Raw genomic sequence first — 24,338 nt, 5'->3', positions numbered from 1 at the left:
TCATTCGACAAATACTTGGCTACGCTTAAGAGAGCCCCGCCACACAGTCAGATTATTGACCCTTGTGCAGCCCTCACCTGACAGGAGCGGCCATGCGTATTCTCTGGACATTGCCCTATCTGCCCTGGCCCACTACCAGCGGCAGCAAGACCCGCCAGTACCACCTGCTGCGCGAACTGGCACATCACGGCCATCGCATCACCTTGCTGGTGCAGTCCAAGGTGCCACTGTCCGATCCTGCGCGACAGGCCCTCGAACCACTGCTCGAACGCCTGATCGTGTTGCCCCGGCGCCCCGTGCAGAGCCCGCTCAACCTGCTCGCCTCGCCCATCATCGACTACCCCATGCGCGCCATCATCAATGGCCTGGCGCCCTGCCTTCGGCACCGCTTCGAGCAATTGCTGGACGAGCCGTGGGATGTCATCCAGATCGAACACAGCTATGCCTTTCAGCCCTTCGAGAAGGCCCTGCAACGGCGCGGCTTGCCCTACCTGCTCAGCGAACACACCCTCGAGTCAGTGATGGGCGCAGCCTGCCACGATCGCCTGCCCTTGTGGTTGCGCCCGCTCAACGCGTTCGATCGCTGGCGCTACCGGCGCTGGGAGCAGCGCGTGCTGCGCCAGCCCAACGAAGTCGTGGCGGTCAGCCCGCACGACGCCGAGCTGATCGGGCAGATCAGCGGGCGGGCGGTGAACGTGGTGGTCAACGGCGTCGATTGCGATCACTACCAGCATGTGCAACCGGCCCTGCACAGTCAGCGCCTGTTGTTCGTGGGCAATTTCGAATACGGCGCGAACCTGGAAGCCATCGAGTGGGCACTGGAAGACATCCTGCCCCAGGTCTGGCAGAGCAATCCTGCAGTGCGCCTGGCCATCGCCGGGCATGCCCTGCCCGCGCACTGGAAACTGCACTGGAACGACCCACGCATCGAATGGCTTGGCTACCGCCCCGACCTTCGCGAAGTGCAACGGCGCTCGGCACTGTTCTTCGCGCCGCTGCGCTATGCCGGAGGGTCGAAGGTGAAGATTCTCGAAGCGATGGCCGCCGGGCTGCCGGTGATCACCACCAGCAAAGGCGCTTCGGGCCTGGCGGTGAACAATGGCGAACACTACCTGGGCAGTGACGACGGCAGCCAGCTGGCGCTGCTGCTGACCCAATTGCTCAACCAGCCGTGGCGCATGACCCAACTGGGGGAAGCCGGGCGACAGTTCGCCCGGCAGCGCCATGACTGGAGCGTTGCCGCCCAGCAACTGGAGAACGTGCACATGCGCCTGACTCAACTGGCCCCGGCGCAGACCACGCCGCTCGGCGGGATGCTAGCCAAGTAGCTCGCTGAACGGGATGAATGCCACGCTATCGCCCGAGCTCACCGTACTGCCCTCGCGCACCTCGACCAGCCCGTCTGCCCAGGCTGCGCTGCGCAGTACGCCCGAGCTCTGGTTCGAGTAGATGCGTACCTGCCCACCCTCGATCCGCGCGCGCAGGTACTCGCGGCGATTGCCTGGCTTGGGCCAGTCGAAACCAGCCGGCACATCGAAGCGCAGCGGCGTGACCTGCTGGACACCCAGGCGACGCAGCAAGTAGGGACGTGTCAGCAAGGCAAAGGTGACCAAGGTGGACGCCGGGTTACCCGGCAGGCCGATCACCGGCACGCCGCGGAAGTGGCCGAAGGTCAGCGGCTTGCCCGGCTTGATCGCCAGCTTCCACAGTGCCAGCTCGCCAGCTTCGCGCAGAGCCATCCCCAGATAGTCGGCTTCCCCCACCGACACACCGCCAGTAGACAGGATCAGGTCGACATCGCCCAGGTTGGCCAGGCACTGGCGGGTCAACACCAGGTCATCGGCGAGGATGCCCGCATCGATGACTTCGCAGCCCATACGCTGCAGCCAACTGACCAGCAGTCGGCGGTTGCTGTTGTAGATCTGCCCGGGGCCCAGCGGCAACCCCGGCTCGACCAACTCGTCACCGGTCGACAACACCGCGACCCGCACCCGGCGCCGCACCTGAAGCTGGCCGTGGCCCAAGGTGGCGGCAAGGCCCAGTTCGATCGGGCCCAACAACGTGCCGGCAGCCATCACCTGCTCGCCAGCGCGGGTTTCCTGGCCCTTGGGGCGCACGTTCTGTTGCGGCGCCAGCGCCTCGAGAAAACGTACGCGGCCATCGTCCAGCACTTCGGCGTTTTCCTGCATTTCGACACAGTCGGCGCCTTCGGGCAGGGGGGCGCCGGTAAAGATGCGTGCACAGGTGCCTGGCTGCAACCGCTGCGGCGCATGCCCTGCGAAGATGCGCTGGCTGACAGCCAGGGGCTCGCCCTGCCAGTCAGCCAGGCGCAGGGCGTAGCCGTCCATGGCACTGTTGGGCCAAGGCGGCAGGTCGAGCGTGGCGAACAGATCGTTGGCCAGCACCCGCCCTTCGGCATCGGCCAGCGCGACCACCTCGACTTCGTCGATGGGCGCCGCCTCGGCCAGTGCCAACAGGCGCTCGAGGGCCTCTTCCACCGGCATCAACGGCCGGCTCGGCGCCGCCTCAGCCACGGCTGTCACAGGCCTGCGACTGCTTCAGGTGCGCGACGAAATTGCAGGGGCGATGGCGGGCATCGAGCTGCTCGGCGAGGATGCCGTCCCAGCCAGTGCGCACCGCATTGGTCGAGCCGGGCAGGCAGCACACCAGGGTGCCGTTGGCCAGGCCCGCAAGGGCACGCGACTGCACGGTGGAGGTGCCGATGTCCGGCACCGAGATCTGCCGGAACAGCTCGCCGAAGCCATCGACTTGCTTGTCCAACAGGCAAGCGACGGCCTCGGGGGTGCTGTCGCGGCCAGTGAAGCCAGTGCCGCCGGTGATCAGCACCACCTGTACCAGGTCGTCGGCGATCCAGGTGGCGACCTGGGCGCGGATCTTGTAGAGGTCATCCTTGAGCAGCACCCGTTCGGCCAGGCGGTGGCCTGCGGCGCTGAGGCGATCGACGAACATCTGCCCGGAGGTGTCGGTGTCGAAGGTACGGGTGTCGCTGACCGTCAGCACGGCAATGTTCAACGGCACGAAGGGGGTATCTGCCTTGGCTTTCATGGGGGTCCGTCGCAGGGGGAAAGAATGCGCCAGTTATATCACAAGGCAGCCTTGTTCTTGGTCAATGCCCGCTGATTGCCGCTATGCTCGACTATGCGAGGAACTTTGCAAGGACGCCTCGCGTCATAACGTCATCAAGCACCATCGCACTGGAGAAACACGATGATCCAACGGACAATTCCCGCCTTCCTGCTCGCCCTGGGCCTGGCCACCCTCGCCGGTTGCGCTTCGCCAACCGTCATCACCTTGAACGACGGCCGCGAGATTCAGGCCGTGGACAAACCTTCCTACGACGAAGACTCCGGCTTCTACGAATTCGAACAACTCGATGGCAAGCGTACACGCATCAACAAGGATCAGATTCGCACCGTCAAGGAGCTCTGATCTGCACCTCGTTTTGAGCTAACGGCCTTTTAACAACAAGGGCTTGCGTTCAAAAATACGATGCAGTAGGATTTTCGAAATCGGAGTGTAGCGCAGCCAGGTAGCGCGTCTCGTTCGGGACGAGAAGGCCGCAGGTTCGAATCCTGTCTCTCCGACCAGATCCTTCGAAAAGCCCGCCTCAGTGCGGGCTTTTTCGTGTCTGCCTGATCGCGATTCAGGCGCTGCCTGCAGCGAACTGCAGCGCCGCCAACCTGGCATAGAGCGGGTTCTCCTCGACCAGCTGGCGATGACTGCCGACAGCAACCACCTTGCCCTTGTCGATCACCGCAATGCGATCGGCATGCTGCACGGTCGCCAACCTGTGGGCGATCACCAAGGTGGTACGCCCGGCCATCAACTGCGGCAAGGCCTGCTGGATCAGGTGCTCGCTCTGCGCGTCGAGCGCGCTGGTGGCCTCGTCGAGCAACAGCACCGGTGCATCCACCAGCAGCGCCCGGGCAATCGCCAGGCGCTGGCGCTGCCCACCCGACAGACCGATGCCACCCTCGCCCAGCAGCGTCTGGTAGCCCTGGGGCAATTGCTGGATGAATTCGTGAGCATGGGCACTGCGCGCCGCGGCCTCGACCTGGGCGGCACTCGCCTGCGGCCTTCCGTAGCGGATATTCGCCTCGACCGTGCCGCGAAACAGCGCAGGATTCTGCGCCACAAGGGCGAACTGACGACGCAGGTCGTCGGGGTCGAGCGCTGCAATCGGCTGTCCGTCGAGCAGAATACTGCCCGCCTGCGGGTCGTGAAAACGCAGTAGCAGGTCGAACAGCGTCGACTTGCCCGCCCCAGACGGCCCCACCAACGCCACTGTCTGCCCAGGTGCGATGACCAGGCTCAGGCCATCGATGGCCGCCACCGACGGACGTGATGGATAGGCGAAGTGCACATCGCGCAACTCGATCTGCCCGTTGGCCCGCGCGCCCGGCAGTGTCGAAGGCTGCGACGGCGGTACGATCGCGCTGCTTGCCGCGAGCAATTCGGCAATACGCTCGGCGGCCCCGGCAGCCCGCTGCAACTCGCCAATCACTTCGCTCAAGGTGCCCACGGCACTGCCGACGATCAGGCTGTAGAACACGAACGCGGCCAGCTCGCCCCCGGAGATGCGCCCGGCAATCACATCCATGCCGCCCACCCAGAGCATCACTGCCACGGCGCCCAGGACCAGAACGATCACCACGGTGATCAACCAGGCCCGCTGGGCAATGCGCTGGCGCGCCACATCGAAAGCCGCCTCGACGGTGTCGGTGAACAACTGGCGATCGTGAGCCTGATGGTTGTAGGCCTGCACCGTCTTGATCTGCCCCAGTGTTTCGGCGACGTAGCTGCCGACGTCAGCGACCCTGTCCTGGCTCTGGCGTGACAGGCTGCGCACCCGCCGGCCGAACAGCAGGATCGGCGACAGCACCAGCGGCAAGGCCAGCACCACGATACTGGTCAACTTGGGATTGGTGACGAACAGCAACACCACCCCGCCCAGCACCATCAGCGCATTACGCAGGAACATCGACAGCGACGAGCCGATCACCGATTGCAGCAACGTCGTGTCGGCGGTCAGGCGCGACTGGATCTCCGAGCTGCGGTTATCCTCGAAAAACCCCGGATGCAGCCCGATCAAGTGATCGAACACGGCACGGCGAATGTCGGCGACGCAGCGCTCGCCAATCCACGACACCAGGTAGAAGCGGCTGAAGGTTCCAACCGCCAGGGCCAGCACCAGCACCATGAACAGCGCAATCGTCTGGTTGAGCTGGTGCGCAGAACCGGTCATGAACCCCTGGTCCACCAGCAGGCGAATGCCCTGGCCCATGGACAGGGTGATGGCTGCCGTGACGATCAGTGCAAGCAACGCAAGCATGGCCTGCCGGCGGTAGGGACGCACGAATTGCCAGGCCAGGCCCAAGGCGCGGCGCTGGCGGGAGGAAAGCGGATCGGACATGGCACGGACCGGTGAGCGGGAAACCTGCAGACTACCATTCATCTGCCTGGGTGGAACGCCTGCAGCTGCCGAGGGGTCGCAGTTCGGTAGGGCCAGTGGCTATAGCTTATCGGTCTAACCTGTCACTGGAGCTTTACCGCACTTTCTGTTGCACTGTGCCTGTCGTGATGCCGAAGGAGCTGTCACAGGTCAGTCACGGCGAGTGGTTACCCTGAGCTTGCAACCTGATGAGGAGACAGGAAATGAGCTTGCAACATAGCAGCGACACCGTAAAAAGCGCCCAGCCCCCGAAGCCCCAGGTGTGTGGCTCGATCATCGATGCCCAGGGCCGTGAGGTCCCGATCACCGAGCAGATGATCCAGAAGGCCTGCAAGGAGCTCGAGGAGAGCCGGGTGGAGAAAGTCCGCAAGGCTTGAAAGCCAATGAATCCCTTACAACCCGGCGCTTGCGCCGGGTTTTTCGTTTCTGCGCCTTGGGCCGCCTCGCAGAACCAGAACAATCATTTATTTTTTTGTACACGAACTATGCACTAAAGATTTTCCCGTGACGCGCCGAAACAGGATAAATAGCAGATAGCCACTACGCATGCGAAATGGCCCTCCTGCTTTTCACTCCCACGAATGGTTCGTCCCGATGAAGATAAAAAACAAGCTGGTGCTTGCGTTCGTATTGGTGGCTTTCATCCCGGTAGCCCTGGTCGGCGTGATTTCTGTGGTTAACATCCGCGCCGAGGCGGTGGATCAGTTCCTCGACGGCAGCACCCGTGAAATTCGCCAGATCGACGGCAACATGCGTCAGTTCTTCGATGGCACGCTACAAAACGTAGAACAAATGGCGACAGATCCTGTATACACATCAGTGAGTACACTCAAGGATTACACCTCCGCCGACGCTGCCAGCCACCCCCTGCCTGCAGCCACCCAGCAGGTCATCGACGCCTTTGCCCGCTATGGCGCTACCCATCCGGCGGCAGCCATCATCTCCATCGGCCTTGAGGACGGCACCTACGCCAAGTGGCCGGATGACCCGAAGCTGGCCAGCTACGATCCACGCGCGCGTCCTTGGTACAAGGCCGCCATGGCTACTCCGGGCAAGACCGTGCGCACCGCCGCCTACTACTACGACAAGGACGACGTCGCCCTGGTCGGCACCGCGCGCACGCTCAACGATGCCAGCGGCAAGCCCAAGGGCGTGTTCGTGGTCAGCGTGTCGCTGAAGAACCTCACCGAACTGGTCAAGAGCATCAAGCTGGGCAAGAGCGGATATGTGATGCTGATCGAGAACGGCACCGTGCTGGTTGATCCACGCGATGCCAGCCATGGCTTCAAGCAACTGAAGGACCTTGGCGAGCCGTATGCACAACTGGCAGCCACCGAACAAGGATCCACCGAGGTGGTGATCGAGGGGGTGCGCTACATGGCCAATGTCTGGACCTCGCCTGACCTGGGCTGGCGCTTCGTCGGCCTGATCGAGTACAGCGAAGTGATGGGCGCCGCCACCCACATGACCTACCTCACCGCCATCATCGTACTGGTGCTGGCACTGGTCTTCGCCCTGGTTGCAGCCGCGTTCTCGCGGGTCATCGTCAAGCCCATCGGCCAAGTCAGCGCCGGCTTGCAGCAGATCGCCCAGGGCGAAGGCGACCTGCGCCAGGACCTGGTGATCCAGGGCAAGGATGAAACCGCCGAGCTGGCCGGCTGGTTCAACAAGTTCCTCGCGGCGATCCGCCAACTCATCCAGCGCATCGGTGCCGCTTCGGGCAACCTGCACGAAGCATCGCGGGCCAACAGCGAACTGGCCGGCAACATGAACGAAGCCGCAGGGCGCCAGCGTGAAGCCGTGGAACTGGTGTCCACTGCCTTCAACGAGATGGTCGCCACCGCCAACGAAGTCGCACGCTCCTGCAGCAGCGCGGCCGACGCCGCAGAAAACGGCCATCACCGCGTCGCCGAGGGCAAGCAGCAGATCGAGCTGACCACCGACAACGTCAATCGCCTGGGTAGCCGCCTGAGCGAGTCGTCGCAGGCGATGGTCGAGCTCGAGGAAGGCAGCCGCAACATCAACCAGATCCTCGGCACCATCCGCGCCATCGCCGAGCAGACCAACCTGCTGGCACTGAACGCAGCGATCGAGGCCGCCCGCGCGGGCGATCAAGGCCGCGGTTTCGCCGTGGTCGCCGACGAAGTACGGGCCCTGGCCAAGCGTACCGCCGATTCCACCGGCGAGATCGACCAACTGCTCAACACCCTGGGCAACAAGACCCAGGAGGTGTCGCAGAAGATGGAAAGCTGTCTGGACCTGTCGCGGGCCAGCGTGTCTTCGATCGCACGCGCGCGGGACAGCTTCGAGGGCATCCAGCTGTCGGTGAACGAGATCCGCGATCAGAACCTGCAGATCTCGGCAGCCGCCGAAGAGCAGCACAGCGTGGCCGAGGAGATCAACCGGCACATCCAGCAGATCTACGACGAGGCAAGGCTGGTGGAAGGCCTGGCCAGCTCGGCGCAATCGGATTCGGGGAGGTTGTCGCAGTTGTCGGAAGAGCTGAACGGGCTGGTCGGACGCTTCAAGTCCTGACCGTCCTTGTGGGGCGGCGGCCAGGCAGCGCGGTGTCTTTTTCGCGGGTCAACCCGCTCCTGCACACTCAGCAACCGACCGCTCGCTCCTCGGCACACAGGGGCGTGGTCTGGGCGTAGAAGACGCTGGTCAAGGCCCCGACCACGCCCATGATCAGGCAGAACCCCACGCACACCCAGGGGCTCCACGGCATCAGGGCAATCAGCGCCAGGGGCGTTGTACTGGCCCACAGCGCATAGGCCAGGTTGTAAGTGAAGGAGATGCCTGACACGCGGATCTGTGCCGGGAACAGCCCGACCATCACCGAAGGCACCACCCCCACCACGCCACAGGACAACCCGGCCAGCGCATAGGCCGCCCAGGTCAAGCCCCACTGCCCCACCAGGCTGGCGTACAACACGCCGATCCCCAGCGGCAGCAACAGGCTGTAGATCATCACCGCACGCCAGGCACCGATGCGGTCGACCAGCAGCCCCGCCAGTACACAGCCGATATTGAGAAAGACGATGCCTACGCTGCTGAGCGCAAAGGTATGCCCGGCATCGATCCCGAAACGCTGCTGCATGACCGTCGGGGTGATCACCACCAGCACCACCACTGCAGAGGTCAGCACGCACGTCAACAGCGCAGCCGGGATCAGCGAAGCGCGGTGGCCAGTGAGAACAGTGCGCAGCGGAAATGCCACGGGCGGCGTCTGACGCTCACGCAGGGCAAGAAACACCGGCGTCTCGCTCAGCCAACGGCGCAGCCAGACACCGAACACGCCGAACACCCCACCCAGCAGGAAGGGATAACGCCAGGCGAAGTCGAGAATTTCCTGCGGGGTGTAGAGCCGCGCCAGCAAGGTGGCGACCAGCGCTCCAAGCAGGTAACCGAAGGTCAGCCCCGCCTGCAGGAAGCCCAGGGCGTAGCCGCGACGCCCCGGAGGCGCGTGCTCGGCAACGAAGGTCCAGGCGCTGGGCACCTCACCGCCGACCGCGGCGCCCTGAAGGATGCGCAGGGCCAGCAGCAGCAGAGGCGCGGCGTAGCCGATGTCGGCGTAGGTCGGCATCACCCCGATCAACAGGCACGGCAGGGCCATCATCAGGATGCTCAGGCTGAATACGCGCTTGCGCCCGAGATGGTCGGCGAAGTGCGCCATGAGGATGCCGCCCAGAGGGCGTGCCAGGTAACCGGTGACGAAGATCCCGAAGCTCTGCAGCAGGCGCAGCCATTCCGGCATCTGTGGCGGGAAGAACAGCTGGCTCAGGGTCAGGGCGAAGAACACGAAGATGATGAAATCGTAGATCTCCAGCGCGCCGCCAAGGGCCGCAAGGCCCAGGGTACGGTGATCGCCGCGGCTGAAACGAGGCGCGCGGGCGGTATCGATGGCAGTCATTTCTGGGTTCCGCAGATCGGCAAAAGGCAAGAGGATAGCAAATGCCGATGCGTCTCAGCTGGAACGGCTGAAAGCGTTGTGCGAGAAGTTCATCCGCCGCCAGGAATAGCCCGCGCCGCCGGCAAGCCCGGACGGCAGTGCAACCTGCCCCAGCACCTGCGGGGTGTCGATGATCGCCATGAACGATTCCAGTGCCTCGCTATCGGGCACCTTGGGCAGGCTGACACTGACCGCCCGGCGTTCGCTCTGCGCGATGCTCGGCACTTTCAGATGCTGGGAGTGGTACAGCAGCACATGCTGGATCTGCGGGCTGACGCGGCAGAAACGGGCCAGGTCGACGCCTGCATGGCTGCCCAGCTCGATGTTGCCCACCAATAGCTGGAACGGGTGCAATGCACTCTGCACCAGGCGCTGCAGGTCTTCGAAGCTTTCCACCGGGGCGATCCGGTAGTAGCCCAGGCCATTGAGCATGCGCTCCAGTTGCAAGCGCTGGCCGGGATGCTCGTCGGCGATGAGGATGCGCATGGACTTGTTCGGCATGGTCCGGACCCTGGCGGCAAGGTGGTCAGAGACACTGCCAGGCCTTGCTGCGCCTGTGCGGGCAATGACGGGTCTCTGTCTTGATAGTTGTCGGGAACCGACGATAAATCAAGGCGCTGCACAGGGATTTTTCACCCCTGTTCCACGGGCTTTTCACTGCTCCCACTGACGCATGCGCAAGCGACAGTGCTTCATGGCATTGACGATGTGCTTTTCCACCACGCTCTGCGAAACCCCGAGGCGCTCGGCGATCTGCGGATGCGACAGGCCCTCGAGCTTGCGCAGCAGGAAACTCTCGCGGCACGGTGCGCTCAACTCGTCCAGTGCACGCTGAACCAGCTCCAGGCGCTCATCGAGGTGCAGCAGATGGGGCGGTGCCGGGCTATGCCAGCGCTCGTCGTTGTCCAGCACTTCCAGCGGCTCGGACTGGCGCACCGTCTGACGCCGGTGCCGGTCGATCACCAGGTTAAGCGCCGTGCGGTAGAGGAAGGAACGGGGTCGCTCGATCGGCGGGTGACCGCCGCGCTCGAGCAGGCGCAGGCAGGCGTCATGGGCGACATCCTCTGCCGCGTGCCGGCTGCCCAGACGCGAGGAGAGGAAACTCACCAGTTCGCGATAGTAATGTTCCACCACGGCCCTTGCCTCTCCCGTTGGGCAACGTCAATGCGATTGAAAATACGCATCAGTGATATCAGCGTGTCATCTTACAAATTACAACCATTCTCAGCAACACACCCCTCGCCTGCGGCTAAATCCATTTCCCCAGCGTTCGTCTAACTGTGACCTCCGTGCGTGCCCTGAAAGGCGCGACACGCTCCTCATCCCTGGCTGGAAGTCTGCATGAGACGTACATCCACACTCCGTCGCCGCCTCGTTCTCGGCGGCCTGGGCCTGATCGCGCTGGGCAGCCTGCTGGCCTGGAAAGCCCTGCCCTTAGGCACTCTGCCAGTCAGCACCGTACAGGTCACCCGCGGCGACATCGAAAGCAGCGTCACCGCCCTTGGCACCCTGCAACCCCGTCGCTACGTGGATGTCGGCGCCCAGGCGTCCGGGCAGATCCGCAAACTGCACGTGGAAGTTGGCGATGAAGTGCGCAAGGGCCAACTGCTGGTGGAGATCGACCCCTCCACTCAACAGGCACGCCTGGACGCCGGGCGCTACTCGATCGAGAACCTCAAGGCCCAGCTTGCCGAACAGCGCGCCCAATACCTGCTCGCCCAGCAGCAGTTTCAGCGCCAGCACGAGCTGGCCAGTGCAGGCGCCACGCGTCAGGAGGATGTCCAGCAGGCCCAGGCGCAGCTCAAGGTGACCCAGGCACGCATCGACATGTACCAGGCGCAGATCCGCCAGGCCCAGGCCAGCCTGCGCAGCGACGAGGCTGAACTGGGCTACACACGGATCTACGCACCGATGGACGGCACCGTGGTGGCGGTGGACGCACGCGAGGGCCAGACCCTCAACGCCCAGCAGCAGACCCCGCTGATCCTGCGCATTGCCCGGCTGTCGCCGATGACCGTCTGGGCCCAGGTTTCGGAGGCCGACATCGGCCAGGTCAAGCCTGGCATGACGGCCTACTTCACGACACTGGCCGGTGGCAAGCGCCGCTGGACCAGCACCGTGCGCCAGATCCTGCCGATCCCGCCCAAGCCGCTCGACCAGACCAGCCAGGGCGGCGGCAGCCCGGCCAGCGCCAGCAGTGGCACCACCGGCAGCAAGGTGGTGCAGTACACCGTACTGCTGGACGTGGACAACCCTGACGGCGCCCTGATGGCCGAGATGACCACCCAGGTGTTCTTCGTCGCAGGCCAGGCCAGCCAGGTGCTCACCGCACCGTTGGCGGCGCTGGACGACGCGCCCACCGAGGGCATGCGCCTGGCACAGGTCCTGACCCGTAACGGCAAGGTCGTACAGCGCCAGGTACGCACCGGCTTGAGCGATCGCCTGCGGGTGCAGATCCTCGACGGCCTCAGTGAAGGCGAGCAACTGGTCATCGGCGCACCACGCGCCAGCGGAGGCTGAATGAACGCACCGCTGATCGAGCTCGATGACATCCACAAGGTCTACGGCGGCATCGACTCGCCCGAGGTCCAGGTGCTGCGTGGCATCAGCCTGAGCATCCAGCCGGGCGAGTTCGTCGCCATCGTGGGTGCCTCCGGCTCCGGCAAATCCACCCTGATGAATATCCTGGGCTGCCTCGACCGCCCCTCCCGTGGCAGCTATCGCTTCGCTGGCCGTGACGTCGCCGAACTCGACAGCGACGAACTGGCCTGGCTGCGCCGCGAGGCCTTCGGCTTCGTGTTCCAGGGCTATCACCTGATACCCTCAGGCTCGGCCCAGGAGAACGTCGAGATGCCGGCGATCTACGCCGGTACACCTGCAACCGAACGCCATGCCCGCGCCGCCGCGCTGCTCGAACGCCTGGGCCTGGCCAGCCGCACCGGCAACCGCCCCCACCAGCTGTCCGGAGGCCAGCAACAACGGGTGTCGATCGCCCGCGCCCTGATGAATGGCGGCCACATCATTCTCGCCGACGAGCCCACCGGCGCCCTCGACAGCCACAGCGGCGCCGAGGTCATGACCCTGCTGGACGAACTGGCCAGCCAAGGTCATGTGATCATCCTCATCACCCACGACCGTGAGGTGGCGGCGCGGGCGCGGCGGATCATCGAGATCCGCGACGGTGCGATCATCAGCGACTCGGCCGCCAAACGCCCGCCCGCTGCGCCCACTCCCGGCTTGCAGGCCGATGATCTGCGCCAGCGCCTGGACCGCGGCGCCAGCCTGCGCGGCGCCTGGAAAGGCGAGCTGGTCGAATCGCTGCAGGCGGCCTGGCGGGTCATGTGGATCAACCGCTTCCGCACCGCCCTGACCCTGCTCGGCATCGTCATCGGCGTGGCCTCGGTGGTGGTGATGCTCGCCGTCGGCGAAGGCAGCAAGCGCCAGGTGATGGCGCAGATGGCCGCCTTCGGCTCCAACATCCTCTATCTGAGCGGCAAGCACGCCACCTCCCGCGAAGCGGCGGGCCTTGTTTCCCTCGACGACGTCGCCGCCATCGCCGGCCTGCCCCAGGTGCAGCGCATCATGCCGGTGATCGGCGGCGAGCTGATGGTTCGCCACGGCAACAACAACCAGTCGTTCTACGTGGGGGGCAACAACACCGAATTCCCGCACATCCTCAACTGGCCGGTGGTCGAAGGCAGCCTGTTCACCGACGCCGACGAGCGCAGCGGTGCCGCCGTGGCGGTGATTGGCCAGAAGGTCAAGGAAAAGCTCCTGCCTCCCGGCAGCAACCCGCTGGGCCAGTACCTGCTGATCGAGAACGTGCCCTTCCAGATCGTCGGCGTGCTCGCCGCCAAAGGCGCAAGCTCCGGCAACCAGGACAGCGACGAGCGCATCGTGGTGCCCTACTCGGCAGCCTCCATGCGCCTGTTCGGCAAGCACGATCCCGAATACGTGATCATCACCGCCGCCGACTCAAGCCGGGTGTCGGAGACCGAAGCGGCCATCGCCCACCTGATGCGCAAGCGTCACCAGGGCAAGCAGGATTTCGACCTGACCAACGACGCAGCGCTGATCCAGGCCGAGGCGCGCACGCAGAACAGCCTGTCGCTGATGCTCGGCGCGATTGCCGCCATCTCGCTGCTGGTCGGCGGTATCGGGGTGATGAACATCATGCTCATGACCGTGCGTGAACGTACCCGCGAGATCGGTATCCGCATGGCCACGGGTGCTCGTCAGCGCGACATCCTGCGCCAGTTCCTCACCGAGGCGGTGATGCTGTCGATGGTCGGCGGCGTGACCGGTATCGCCCTGGCCCTGACCATCGGAGGCGCCCTGCTGCTGGCCGATATCGCCGTGGCCTTCGCCCTGCCTGCCATCCTCGGCGCCTTTGCCTGCGCCGTGATCACCGGTGTCGTGTTCGGCTTCATGCCGGCGCGCAAAGCCGCCCGACTCGACCCGGTCAAAGCCCTTACCAGCGTGTAGCCCATGACATTGCCAAGCCGCATCAGCCTGCTGACCCTGAGCCTCTGCCTCGCCGCCTGCAACAGCACACCAGCGCCGCAGGCCGACATCACGCCACCGCCCACATGGCAAGGCGCCACCGACTCCCACCAGGCGCTGCCGGACAGCACATGGTGGCAGGCGTTCTCCAGCCGCGAACTGGATCGCCTGATCGAACGCGCCCGCAGCAACAGCCACGACCTGGCTGGCGCCGCCGCGCGGGTGCGCCAGGCCCAGGCCCGCGCCGTGATCGCCGGGGCGCCATTGCTACCCGAACTGCAACTGGGTGTGGATGGCAGCCGCCAGCGCCTGCTGCGCGGCGACGGCAACGACCAGCTCGACGCCACCAGCAGCGAGCGCACCAGCACCGCCTTCGCCACGCGCCTGAGCGCCAGCTACGAAATCGATTTCTGGGGCGGCCGGCGCGCTGCCCGTGACAGTGCATTGCGCAAACTCGACGCCAGCCGCTTCGACCGCCAGACGGTCGAGCTCACGCTGTTCAGCGCCGTTGCCGACAGCTATCTGCAAGGGCTGACACTGGAGGAACAACTGCGTATCGCCCGGCTCAACCTCGATAACGCGCACGATGTCCTGCGCCTGGTCGAAGCCCGCGAACGCTCGGGCTCGGCGACCCGCCTGGAGCTGGCCCAGCAACGCAGCCTGGTCGCCGCCCAGGAGCGCCAGGTGCCGTTGCTGGAGCAACAGTGGCAGGACAATCGCGTCACCCTTGCCACCTTGCTCGGTGATCCGGTGCAGAGCCTGAATACCGGCCAGGAGTCGATCAGCGCCTTGAACTGGCCAGGCATCGGCAGCGGCGTCCCCAGTGCACTGCTCAGTCGCCGCCCGGACATCGCCGCCGCCGAGGCACGCCTGGCGGCAGCCAGCGCCGACGTGCAGGTAGCCAGGGCCGCCATGCTGCCACGAGTGGTGCTCGGTGCCGACCTGGGCAGTGGCGCCAGGACCTTCGCCAACGTGCTCGACAGCCCCTTCTACACCCTCACCACCGCCCTCACCGCCCCCATCTTCGACCGCGGCCGACGCAGCGCCGAGCGTGACCAGGCCAAGGCGCGCCAGGAAGAGTTGCTGGAGGATTACCGCGCGCAGATCATCGCGGGCTTCGCCGACGTGGAAAAGGCGCTCAATGCGATCAACGGCGTCGACCGGCAACGCCAGTGGCAGGATCAGGAAGTGGAACAGGCGCGCATCGCCTTCAGCCTGGCCGAACAGCGCTATGCATCAGGGGCAGAGACGCTGCTGACGGTACTGGAAACGCAGCGCACCCTGTATTTGGCCGAAGACCAGCAGGCGCAGTTGCGCCTGGCCAGGTTGCAGGGGAGCGTGGCGCTGTACAAGGCGCTGGGCGGGGGATGGAGGCTCTGAGGGGAGTCCGTCAGCGCGGGGGGTCTTCTTCGCGGGCAAGTCGCAGCGGCGAACCGCCGCTGCGACTTGCCCGCGAAAAGCACGACTCGGCGTTAATCACGAAAGAATGTTCTTCATCGACAGGTTACGCGCGTACCAAGGCCGACGCGGCACCCGCCGCAGCAGGTCGGCGATGCCGTCCTCTTCGCCGAAGGTGATACGCAGCGCAAGCTTCATCACCTCCACATCCATCTCCACTGTCTTGCCCGGACGAATACCCGGTGTGGTACTGCACCCATGAGTGTCCGGCCCCAGCCAGGGGTCGCCGACTTCCACCCAAGGACCCGGCGCGAACCACTTCACGCCATTGACCTCCAGGCGCCGCACCTGGCCGGGGTGATAGCGTTCATGGGCGCGATACCAGTCTTCGATCCGGTCGTCGATCCAACCATGGAACCCCCAGAACACCGGGTGTACATGGGAAGAAAACGGATCGCCCAGGAAGTCGTTCTCACGGCCGAACCAGCGCCCGGCGAAATCCGACGGGTCGCGCGCAAAGGGCACCGGCGCACTGTTGGACGGGTCCCGGGGCACCGAGGCCCAGCACATGTGCAGCCAGTCGTGCAGGTTCATCTCCACTTCCGAACCAAAGGTGCCCAGGCTCAGCTTCGACAGGTACTGCGGATCCTGGTATTGCGACTCCCAGACCTGGAAGTTGCTGCAGAACGTCTCCCCGGCCTTGATCGCCGACACCCACTGGCCATAGTCGTCGTCGCCCGGCGCTTGCCAGGGCGGCGGCACGCAGCAGCCGTCGTGGTTGTCGTAATAGCGGGCAAAACCCTGCCGGTCGAACTCGACATTGGGCTGTGGCAGCGGAAAGCGCTGCCAGGAGGGCAGGTCCTGCAGGGCGCGTGCGGCAGCGAGCATGTGCCGGTGCATGAACAGAAAGTCCACGCCCGAACCATTGCGGTGCTTGCGCGGCCCACGGGCGTCGCGCTCGTGGTCGCGCGGCCCTGGCTGCCAGCCCAGGCCGCGCAACGCATTACGCTTGTCTTCGGGAATCTTGTGCCACTGATCGCGGGTCGCATGCCAGAGCTGGTGGAACAAACGATGCTCGGGGCTGATGACCCAGGCCTGCATGGCCGGGGTATAGGGCAGGCGCTCACGCGCCTCTGGGAACAGGCGCTTGACGGCAACGAAGCGGCTGTCCGCCACCGGCAAGGTAAGGGGCCGATCAAGGCGCTGCAAGCGGCCGCTGAGGGTGCCGCTGCCGGCGTTGGCGAACTCGCCCCACACCTCGTCGAGGCTGGCTACGCACTCATAGCTCGGCCCACCGTCCTGACTGAGCAGGCGCCAGCGCACCTGGGCAGACGAGGCTCCGACCAGATCGCCCAGCACCCGGTAGGCGGCCGGACCATCAGCTCGCAGGCGCTCGCCGGTATCAACGAAACCACGCAGCCCACGGCCTTTGGTGGCGACGTCGAAGAACACCTCGACGCCCTCGCGCGGCAAGCCCTCGAGGCCGCCATCGGCGCCATCGAAACGGATATCCCAGACACCCCGCAAGTGATCGGCCAGCAGTTGCCCGGCAAGGTCGGCAAGCTCGACGCTGGCCTCACCCGGGGTGACGATGTCGTCTTCAGGGTCGTGGGTCAGCTCCTTGTGCGCATAGTAGGCGGCGGTACCCGCGGCCCCCGCCACTGCCAGGCCTGCGATGAATCCTCGTCGGGAAATGGTCATTGCGCCTCTATCCGTTCCAGCCATGCTGCGGCTTCTATCCAAGCTAGAACGTACGCTGGCGGGCAAAATTTACCGGGGCTAATTCACCACGGCTGGCACTCGTTCCTTCAGAAGACTCCTTGCCAGCAGAGGCTGCCGATGACCTCCTTCCTCTCGCGCCTGATTCGCCCGAACCGGGCCAGCGCTTACCGGATCTTCGATGTCGAGCTCAAGACCATCGTGCCCCTGAGCCCTTCGCTGTGTCGTTTCGTCTTCACCGGCGAAGACATCGGGCAAATGACCACCCTGGCGCCGGACCAGCGCATCAAGCTGTTCTTCCCCTCCCCCGACGGCCAGCCACCACGACTCCCCCAGCACGAGAAATGGCAGCAGGCACGGCGCGACCTCCCGGCGGCGCAGACGCCCCCCATGCGCACCTACACGTTGCGCGCCCTGCGGCGCGCGCAGCATGAGGTGGAGGTGGATTTCGTCCTGCATGGGGTCAATGGCCCCGCCTCGGCCTGGGCGACCCATGCGCGCCCCGGTGATCGGCTGCAGATGGTTGCACCGAACCTTGCCTATGACGGCGACCCCGGCGGTTATGAGTGGAAGCCCCCACGCGAGGCACGGCAGATTCTGCTGGTGGGCGACGAGACTGCACTGCCGGCGATTGCCGGGGCGCTCGAACAGTTGGCCGACACCCGCCCGCACCTGGCGGTCGAAGCCTTCATCGAGGTTCCCCTGGAGCTGGACTGCCTTGACCTGCGCCACGGCCCGGCCACCCGGGTGCACTGGCTGCCCCGCGACGTGCTGGCCTGCGATCACGGCCAAGGCATGCTGCACGCGGTGCGCGAACTGGCCACGCTGCCGAACCCGACAGCGACCCGCAACGCCGAACTCGAGGAGGTCGACATCGACCAGCGCATCCTCTGGGAACTGGCCAGCGACAAGGCCGCGGCCTTTCATGCCTGGATCGCCGGGGAGTCGGCGACGGTGATGGAGATCCGTCGCTACCTGATCAAGGAGCGTGGCCTGGCGCGCGACAGCCTGACGCTGATGGGCTATTGGCGGGCCGGACGCACCCTGGAGTAGCGTCGACCGCTATCGCACCCGCTGTATTCCCGGGCTCACACACCAAAAACGCTGTCGCACATCTGTAAATCGATGTCATGACAGCCGATTCCGCCGTCACCCCGCCGTTAACGACCGAATCCGGTCCCCTGCACCTGTACAAACGACACAAAAAAACCCTCTGCCTCGCGCATCCTGAGCCCGACTCCCGAGTCACGGACAGACCTACGCACTACACCGCCCTACAACCAATAACAACACCCAGGGACTACACCTATGCTCTCCATGCGAAAACGCTTCGGCGTCCTGCTGTTCTCGCTGTGTGCCACTGCCGTCCAGGCCAAGGAATGGACCGAAATCCGCTTCGGCGTCTTCCCCGAATACCCCCCCTTCGAATCCGTCGCCGCCGATGGCAGCCTGCAAGGCTTCGACATCGAGCTGGGCAACGCCATCTGCGCCAAGCTGCAGGTCAAGTGCACCTGGGTGCATAACGAATTCGACGGCATGATCCCGGCGCTACGTGCGCGCAAATTCGACGCCATCATGTCGTCGATGGCCGTCACCCCAGCGCGCCTGAAGCAGATCGACTTCACCGACCGCCTGTTCCTCAGCCCCACCTCGGTGGTGGTGCGCGCGTCCGCCGACTTCGGTGATACCCCCGAATCGCTCAAGGGCAAGCAGGTCGGCGTACTGCAGGGCTCGCTGCAGGAAGCCTATGCCCGCGCCGTGCTGACCCCGCTGGGCGTGCAGGTCAGGGCCTACCAGTCCCAGGACCAGAACTATGCCGACCTGCAGAACGGCCGCCTCGACGCCACCGTGACCGACCGCCTCGAGGCGCAACTGAACTTCCTCTCCAAACCCGAAGGCGCCGACTTCAAGAGCGGCCCGGCGATCAAGGACCCAAGCCTGCCACTGGACATTGCCATGGGCCTGCGCAAGACCGACCCGGAGCTCAAGGCGCTGCTCGACAAGGGCATCGCGGCGATCCACGCCGATGGCACCTATGCCGAAATCCAGAAGAAGTACGTGGGCGACCTGGACATCTACAACGAGTGATCGTCGCTGCCGGCGCTGGCCCCGACCTGCCCGCGACGCAGCCAGCTGCCGACATCGTCGATCCCCAAGCCATCCCGTCGCACGAGACCCTCTCATGAACGACTTGCTTTCTCTGCAAGGCTTCGGCCCGTTGCTGGCCCAAGGCACCTGGATGACCCTGAAGCTGGCATTCCTGTCGTTGCTGCTCAGCCTGCTGCTCGGCCTGGTCGGCGCCAGCGCTAAGCTGTCGCACTCCAAGCTGCTGCGTATCCCGGCCACCCTCTACACCACACTGATCCGCAGCGTCCCGGACCTGGTGCTGATCCTGCTGTTGTTCTACAGCATGCAGATCTGGCTCAACGACCTCACCGAAGCACTGGGTTGGGACTACGTTGAAATCGACCCCTTCGCCGCCGGCGTGCTGACCCTGGGCTTCATCTACGGCGCCTACTTCACCGAGAACTTCCGCGGCGCCATCCTCAGCGTGCCCGTCGGCCAACTGGAGGCAGCCACCGCCTACGGCCTGAGCCGTACCCAGCGCTTTCGCCTGGTGCTGTTCCCGCAACTGATGCGTTTCGCCCTGCCAGGGCTTGGCAACAACTGGCTGGTGTTGCTCAAGTCCACCGCACTGGTGTCGATCATCGGCCTGGCCGACCTGGTCAAGGCCGCGCAGAACGCCGGCAAGACCACCAACGACATGCTGTTCTTCCTGTGCCTGGCCGGGTTGGTCTACCTGCTGATCACCACCCTTTCCAACCGCCTGTTCAAGCACCTTGAGCGGCGCTACAACACCGGCGTGCGGGGACTGGCACGATGATCGAACTCCTTCAGCAATACGGCATCGCCTATCTGTACAACGATGGCAGTGGTCTGTCGGGCCTGGCCATGACGCTGTGGTTGTTCCTGGCAAGCATGGTCCTGGGTTTCGTCCTTTCGCTACCCCTGGCGCTGGCGCGGGTATCGCGCCACAGCTGGCTGCGCGTGCCGGTGCAGGTGTACACCTTCGTGTTCCGCGGCACACCGCTCTATATCCAGTTGCTGATCTGCTACACAGGCCTCTACAGCCTGGAGGTGGTGCGCGAACACGCGCTGCTCGACCAGTTCTTGCGCAACGCACTCAACTGCACCCTGCTGGCGTTCGTGCTCAACACCTGCGCCTACACCGTGGAGATCTTCGCCGGGGCGATTCGCAACCTGCCTGCCGGCGAACTGGAGGCGGCCCAGGCCTATGGCCTGCGCGGCTGGAAGCTGAACCTGTTCCTGGTACTGCCGGCGGCCCTGCGCCGCTCGCTGCCGGCCTACAGCAACGAGCTGATCCTCATGCTGCATGCCACCTCGCTGGCCTTCACTGCCACCGTCGCCGACATCCTCAAGGTGGCGCGCGATGCCAACGCTGCGACCTTCCTGACCTTCCAGGCCTTCGGTGTGGCGGCGCTGCTGTACATGTTGCTGTCCTTCGCCCTGGTCGGCCTGTTCCGACTCGCCGAGCGCCGCTGGATGCGCTTCCTTGATCCCGTACGAGGCTGATCCCATGACCGCCACCGCACTGCCTTTGAACTTCGAACACGCGCCCTCCACCCAGGCCCATACGAGCGCGATCAAGCTCAGCGTCGACGCCCTGCACAAGCACTACGGCGAGCACCAGGTGCTCAAGGGCGTATCGCTGCAGGCCCGCAAGGGCGACGTGATCAGCCTGATCGGCGCCAGTGGCTCGGGCAAGAGCACCTTCCTGCGCTGCATCAACTTCCTCGAACAGCCCGATGCCGGCAGCATCACCCTCGACGGCCAGACCCTGCAGATCCGCCCCGGCACCCGCACGCCGCCACCTGCGCAACTGCAGAACCTGCGCACGCGCCTGGCGATGGTGTTCCAGCATTTCAACCTGTGGAGCCACCTGACCGTGCTGGAAAACATTTGCCTGGCACCGCGCAAGGTGCTGGGCATCAGTGCCGCCGAAGCCCAGGCACGGGCACGCACCTACCTGGACAAGGTCGGCCTGCCCGCGCGCGCCGCCGAGCAGTACCCTGCCTTCCTCTCCGGCGGCCAGCAGCAGCGGGTGGCGATCGCCCGCGCACTGGCCATGGAACCGGAGATCATCCTGTTCGACGAACCGACCTCGGCGCTCGACCCCGAGCTGGTCGGCGAGGTGCTCAAGGTCATACAGACGCTCGCCGAGGAAGGACGTACCATGCTCATGGTCACCCACGAGATGGGCTTTGCCCGTCAGGTGTCCAGCCAGGTGCTGTTCCTGCACCAGGGACTGGTGGAGGAACACGGCAGTGCCGACATCCTCGACCACCCGCAGAGCCCACGCCTGCAACAGTTTCTCTCAAACCGTTTGAAGTGAAGTCACGCCGTATGGATAGCAAGGCCACCCGTTCCCCTGCCAACCCGCCGCTGGACCGCATCGATGAAGCGATCATCGATGTGCTGCGCCACCACGGCAGGATCACCTACGAGAAGCTCTCGACCCTCGTGCACCTGACGCCCAGGCCTTGCCTTGAGCGGGTGCGCAAGCTGGAGCGACGAGGTGTGATCCGCGGCTACGGTGCGATCATCGACCTGCAGCAGGTGTCGCCCGGCCTGTCGCTGTTGGTGCTGGTGGCCTTGTCCAACCAGAGCGGGCGTTCCGCCCAGCGTGCCTTCGAGGCCACCGTGCGGGCCTGCCCGCAGGTCTTTGAATGCCAGCTGATCAGCGGCCATTTCGACTACAGCCTGCGCATGCGCTGCCGCGACATGGAGCACTACCGGGTGCTGACCGAGGCCTGGATGAACGACGACGAACTGCACATCGACAAGCTGGTCGCCCACCCGGAGCTGGCGGCGGTCAAGAGCCTCGCACCACAGGCCTGAAACATCCTTGGGGGCCGCCTGGCGCCCCCTTCGCCTCACCCACCTGCGCTTCACACCCCTTCCCTGCGCTAACCGGCACACCAGAGGCTCCGAGTTCGACTGATCGCCAACTGGTCAGACCGGTAAGTCCAAAAAGCCTTGCCAAGCGCTGAAATTCGCGCTTACATTTACCCCGCACTGGACAAACCGGTAAGACCACAATAATTAAGTCCTGCGCTCTTTCGCCCGCCAGCCCCTGGCGTGCATCGAAGCAGGGACACCGAATCAGAGATCCCTCCCATGCTCAAATGGTGCTCGCGTTCGATCTTCCTCCAAGTTGTCCTGGGCCTTGCCCTGGGCGTTATCTGCGGTCTCAGCTTTCCTGAAGTATCCCTGCAGCTCAAACCCCTCGGTGACGGCTTCATCAAGCTGATCAAGATGCTCATCGGCATCATCGTGTTCTGCGTAGTGGTCAGTGGCATCTCCGGCGCGGGCGACCTGAAGAAGGTCGGGCGCATTGGCCTGAAGTCGGTGATCTACTTCGAAATCCTCACCACCATCGCCCTGGTCATCGGCCTGGTGCTGGCCTTCTCTACCGGCATCGGCCAAGGTGCCAACATCCACCTCGACCAACTCTCCAGCGCCGACGCCGGTGCCCTGGCCGATCGCGGTGCGCACATCCACGGCGCCACGGCGTTCTTCATGGATCTGATCCCGACCTCGGTGATCGGTGCCTTCGCCGACAACAACATCCTCCAGGTCCTGCTGTTCGCCGTGCTGTTCGGCAGTGCGCTGAACCTGGTCGGCGAGTCGGCATCGGGCATCTCGCGCCTGATCAACGAACTGAGCCATGTGATCTTCCGCATCATGGGCATGATCGTGCGCCTGGCGCCGATCGGCGTGTTCGGCGCCATCGCCTTCACCACCAGCAAGTACGGCCTGGAGTCGCTGCAGCACCTGGGCGGACTGGTGGCGCTGTTCTACATCACCTGTGCAGGCTTCGTGCTGCTGATCCTGGGCACGGTGATGCGGGTGTCGGGGCTGAAGTTGATCCCGTTCATCAAGTACCTGCGCGAGGAACTGACCATCGTCCTCGGCACCGCCTCCTCCGACGCCGTACTGCCGCAGGTGATGCGCAAGCTCGAACACCTGGGGATCGGCAGTTCCACCGTGGGGCTGGTGATTCCGACCGGCTATTCGTTCAACCTGGACGGTTTCTCGATCTACCTCACCCTGGCCATCGTGTTCATCGCCAACGCCACCGGCACGCCACTGGCCATGACCGACCTGCTGACCATCCTGCTGGTGTCGCTGGTCACCTCCAAGGGCGCCCATGGCATCCCGGGCTCGGCGCTGGTGATCCTGGCCGCCACCCTGACCGCGGTTCCGGCGATCCCGGTGGTCGGCCTGGTGCTGGTGCTGGCCGTGGACTGGTTCATGGGCATCGGCCGGGCACTGACCAACCTGATCGGCAACTGTGTCGCCACCGTGGCCATCGCCCGCTGGGAGAAGGATATCGACATGCAGCGCGCCAACAACGTGCTGGCCGGCAAGCCTGGCTTCGAACCGATAGCGCGCAAGCAGGGCCAGGCCCATCAGCAGGAATTCTGACCGTGCCAGGGCCGACGTTCAGCGCCGGCCCACAGGCGACAAGACTCAGGTTTCAATCAGGGAGCGAACCGTGATCAGCTCATCGACCGTCGTCAACTCCGTGGTGGAAAAGCTGCGCAAGGCCCTGGCCCGCGGTCAGTGGCGCAGCGGCGAAATGCTGCCCGGCCAGCGCGAGCTGGCCGAACAACTGGGCATCAGCCGCCCCAGCCTGCGCGAAGCGGTGACCGTTCTGGAAACCCTCGGGCTGGTACGCTCGATGCCCGGCAAAGGTGTGCTGGTGCTGGAGGCCGACGCCGCCCTGACACCAGGCACCGAGGGTGTCGGCGCCGCCAGCCTGGCCGATGTGCTGGAGCTGCGCTACACCCTCGAGCCCTTCATCGCCGGGCTGGTCGCGCAATCGGCGGGCAACCAGGACATCGGCCAGTTGCGCCTGACCCTGATGGACCTGCGCGAAGCCGTTGACGCCAGCGACAGCGAGGCAGGCGTGGCCGCCTACATCGCCTTCCACGAAGCGCTGTTCGCGCTGACCACCAACCCGATCTTCCAGAGCGTGGTGCAGCAGACCAGCAACGCGCTCAAGCAGAGCGCGGCGATGCTGCGCGACTCCCCCGAACACCTGGCCGCACGGCTCGAAGAGAACGAGGCCGTGGTGCGCGCCATCCGTGCACGCAACAGCGCCCAGGCCAGCGCCCAGATGCGCAGGCACATCCTCGCCGAAGGCCAGCGCATGGGCATCGAACTGAACATCCCGGACGACCAACCGGACCCGCATCTTTGACGTCA

At 65.0% G+C, this 24,338-nt stretch carries 22 protein-coding genes and 1 tRNA gene; 16 read left to right on the top strand and 7 right to left on the bottom strand.

What is annotated here, in order from left to right:
• Positions 1–92 precede the first annotated feature (92 nt).
• The gene (locus ACK3BK_RS09050) at positions 93–1,328 is read left to right on the top strand and encodes a glycosyltransferase family 4 protein (RefSeq protein ID WP_186719703.1); all 1,236 of its coding nucleotides are present in this window, start codon (positions 93–95) and stop codon (positions 1,326–1,328) included.
• Here ACK3BK_RS09050 and glp read toward each other — a convergent pair.
• Together glp and moaB are read right to left on the bottom strand one after the other, a co-directional pair.
• The gene (gene glp / locus ACK3BK_RS09045) at positions 1,317–2,543 is read right to left on the bottom strand and encodes a gephyrin-like molybdotransferase Glp (RefSeq protein WP_411384134.1); all 1,227 of its coding nucleotides are present in this window, start codon (positions 2,541–2,543) and stop codon (positions 1,317–1,319) included. The genes ACK3BK_RS09050 and glp overlap by 12 nt on opposite strands.
• Positions 2,527–3,066, bottom strand: a complete 540-nt coding sequence (gene moaB / locus ACK3BK_RS09040; RefSeq protein ID WP_186669628.1) for a molybdenum cofactor biosynthesis protein B — start codon at positions 3,064–3,066, stop codon at positions 2,527–2,529. Before moaB ends, glp begins: the two co-directional genes overlap by 17 nt.
• A 162-nt stretch (positions 3,067–3,228) precedes the next feature.
• On the opposite strand from moaB, the gene ACK3BK_RS09035 reads away from it, so the two are divergent.
• Complete coding sequence (locus ACK3BK_RS09035) at positions 3,229–3,450, top strand: YgdI/YgdR family lipoprotein (protein WP_186669630.1); 222 nt, start codon at positions 3,229–3,231, stop codon at positions 3,448–3,450.
• Positions 3,451–3,531: 81 nt separating this feature from the next.
• Positions 3,532–3,608, top strand: a tRNA-Pro gene (locus tag ACK3BK_RS09030).
• A 56-nt stretch (positions 3,609–3,664) separates the two neighbouring features.
• Here ACK3BK_RS09030 and ACK3BK_RS09025 read toward each other — a convergent pair.
• Complete coding sequence (locus ACK3BK_RS09025; protein WP_186710477.1) at positions 3,665–5,434, bottom strand: ABC transporter transmembrane domain-containing protein; 1,770 nt, start codon at positions 5,432–5,434, stop codon at positions 3,665–3,667.
• A 242-nt stretch (positions 5,435–5,676) separates the two neighbouring features.
• On the opposite strand from ACK3BK_RS09025, the gene ACK3BK_RS09020 reads away from it, so the two are divergent.
• Positions 5,677–5,850, top strand: a complete 174-nt coding sequence (locus tag ACK3BK_RS09020; protein ID WP_186669632.1) for a PA1571 family protein — start codon at positions 5,677–5,679, stop codon at positions 5,848–5,850.
• 217 nt (positions 5,851–6,067) lie between these two features.
• Positions 6,068–8,008: a methyl-accepting chemotaxis protein gene (locus ACK3BK_RS09015; RefSeq protein WP_411384133.1), complete on the top strand. Its 1,941-nt coding sequence runs from the start codon at positions 6,068–6,070 to the stop codon at positions 8,006–8,008.
• Positions 8,009–8,075: 67 nt separating this feature from the next.
• Here ACK3BK_RS09015 and ACK3BK_RS09010 read toward each other — a convergent pair whose 3' ends face one another.
• The 3 genes from ACK3BK_RS09010 to ACK3BK_RS09000 form a co-directional block, all read right to left on the bottom strand.
• Complete coding sequence (locus ACK3BK_RS09010) at positions 8,076–9,386, bottom strand: MFS transporter (RefSeq protein ID WP_186669634.1); 1,311 nt, start codon at positions 9,384–9,386, stop codon at positions 8,076–8,078.
• Positions 9,387–9,440: 54 nt separating this feature from the next.
• Entirely contained in the window at positions 9,441–9,926 is a 486-nt protein-coding gene (locus ACK3BK_RS09005) for a histidine kinase (RefSeq protein ID WP_186669635.1), read from the bottom strand.
• Between the two features lie 153 nt (positions 9,927–10,079).
• The gene (locus ACK3BK_RS09000; RefSeq protein WP_411384459.1) at positions 10,080–10,556 is read right to left on the bottom strand and encodes a sigma-70 family RNA polymerase sigma factor; all 477 of its coding nucleotides are present in this window, start codon (positions 10,554–10,556) and stop codon (positions 10,080–10,082) included.
• Positions 10,557–10,766: 210 nt separating this feature from the next.
• Between ACK3BK_RS09000 and ACK3BK_RS08995 the strand changes: the two genes are divergently transcribed.
• From ACK3BK_RS08995 to ACK3BK_RS08985, 3 genes are read left to right on the top strand one after another with little or no spacing between them, the layout of a single operon-like run.
• Complete coding sequence (locus ACK3BK_RS08995; RefSeq protein WP_186669636.1) at positions 10,767–11,945, top strand: efflux RND transporter periplasmic adaptor subunit; 1,179 nt, start codon at positions 10,767–10,769, stop codon at positions 11,943–11,945.
• Positions 11,946–13,910 carry a MacB family efflux pump subunit gene (locus ACK3BK_RS08990; RefSeq protein ID WP_411384132.1) on the top strand — a complete coding sequence of 655 codons (1,965 nt, stop codon included), beginning with the start codon at positions 11,946–11,948 and terminating at the stop codon, positions 13,908–13,910.
• A gap of 3 nt (positions 13,911–13,913) precedes the next feature.
• On the top strand, positions 13,914–15,308 hold the full coding sequence (locus ACK3BK_RS08985; RefSeq protein ID WP_411384131.1) for an efflux transporter outer membrane subunit: 1,395 nt from the start codon (positions 13,914–13,916) through the stop codon (positions 15,306–15,308).
• Between the two features lie 96 nt (positions 15,309–15,404).
• On the opposite strand, the gene ACK3BK_RS08980 is transcribed toward ACK3BK_RS08985, so the two are convergent.
• The gene (locus ACK3BK_RS08980; RefSeq protein WP_411384130.1) at positions 15,405–17,027 is read right to left on the bottom strand and encodes a twin-arginine translocation signal domain-containing protein; all 1,623 of its coding nucleotides are present in this window, start codon (positions 17,025–17,027) and stop codon (positions 15,405–15,407) included.
• A gap of 138 nt (positions 17,028–17,165) precedes the next feature.
• On the opposite strand from ACK3BK_RS08980, the gene ACK3BK_RS08975 reads away from it, so the two are divergent.
• The 8 genes from ACK3BK_RS08975 to ACK3BK_RS08940 all read left to right on the top strand — a co-directional run bounded on the left by ACK3BK_RS08975 (position 17,166) and on the right by ACK3BK_RS08940 (position 24,333).
• Positions 17,166–18,098, top strand: a complete 933-nt coding sequence (locus ACK3BK_RS08975; protein WP_186719715.1) for a siderophore-interacting protein — start codon at positions 17,166–17,168, stop codon at positions 18,096–18,098.
• A 255-nt stretch (positions 18,099–18,353) separates the two neighbouring features.
• Entirely contained in the window at positions 18,354–19,133 is a 780-nt protein-coding gene (locus ACK3BK_RS08970) for an ABC transporter substrate-binding protein (RefSeq protein WP_186669642.1), read from the top strand.
• 94 nt (positions 19,134–19,227) lie between these two features.
• On the top strand, positions 19,228–19,929 hold the full coding sequence (locus ACK3BK_RS08965) for an ABC transporter permease (protein WP_411384129.1): 702 nt from the start codon (positions 19,228–19,230) through the stop codon (positions 19,927–19,929).
• Positions 19,926–20,639, top strand: coding sequence for an ABC transporter permease (locus ACK3BK_RS08960; protein WP_054892428.1), 714 nt, complete (start codon positions 19,926–19,928; stop codon positions 20,637–20,639). The genes ACK3BK_RS08965 and ACK3BK_RS08960 overlap by 4 nt, the downstream gene beginning before the upstream one ends.
• 4 nt (positions 20,640–20,643) lie before the next feature.
• Positions 20,644–21,459 carry an ABC transporter ATP-binding protein gene (locus ACK3BK_RS08955; RefSeq protein WP_411384128.1) on the top strand — a complete coding sequence of 272 codons (816 nt, stop codon included), beginning with the start codon at positions 20,644–20,646 and terminating at the stop codon, positions 21,457–21,459.
• 11 nt (positions 21,460–21,470) lie between these two features.
• Positions 21,471–21,965, top strand: coding sequence for an Lrp/AsnC family transcriptional regulator (locus ACK3BK_RS08950; protein WP_186711661.1), 495 nt, complete (start codon positions 21,471–21,473; stop codon positions 21,963–21,965).
• 279 nt (positions 21,966–22,244) lie between these two features.
• Positions 22,245–23,555, top strand: a complete 1,311-nt coding sequence (locus ACK3BK_RS08945) for a C4-dicarboxylate transporter DctA (RefSeq protein ID WP_411384127.1) — start codon at positions 22,245–22,247, stop codon at positions 23,553–23,555.
• 70 nt (positions 23,556–23,625) lie between these two features.
• The gene (locus ACK3BK_RS08940; protein WP_411384126.1) at positions 23,626–24,333 is read left to right on the top strand and encodes a FadR/GntR family transcriptional regulator; all 708 of its coding nucleotides are present in this window, start codon (positions 23,626–23,628) and stop codon (positions 24,331–24,333) included.
• Positions 24,334–24,338 lie beyond the last annotated feature (5 nt).

The organism is Pseudomonas sp. L7, assembly GCF_046605565.1.
Taxonomy (GTDB): Bacteria; Pseudomonadota; Gammaproteobacteria; order Pseudomonadales; family Pseudomonadaceae; genus Aquipseudomonas; species Aquipseudomonas wayambapalatensis.
The sequence above is the reverse complement of the archived record's forward strand: the minus strand, read 5'-3'. Positions and strand labels throughout refer to the sequence as shown.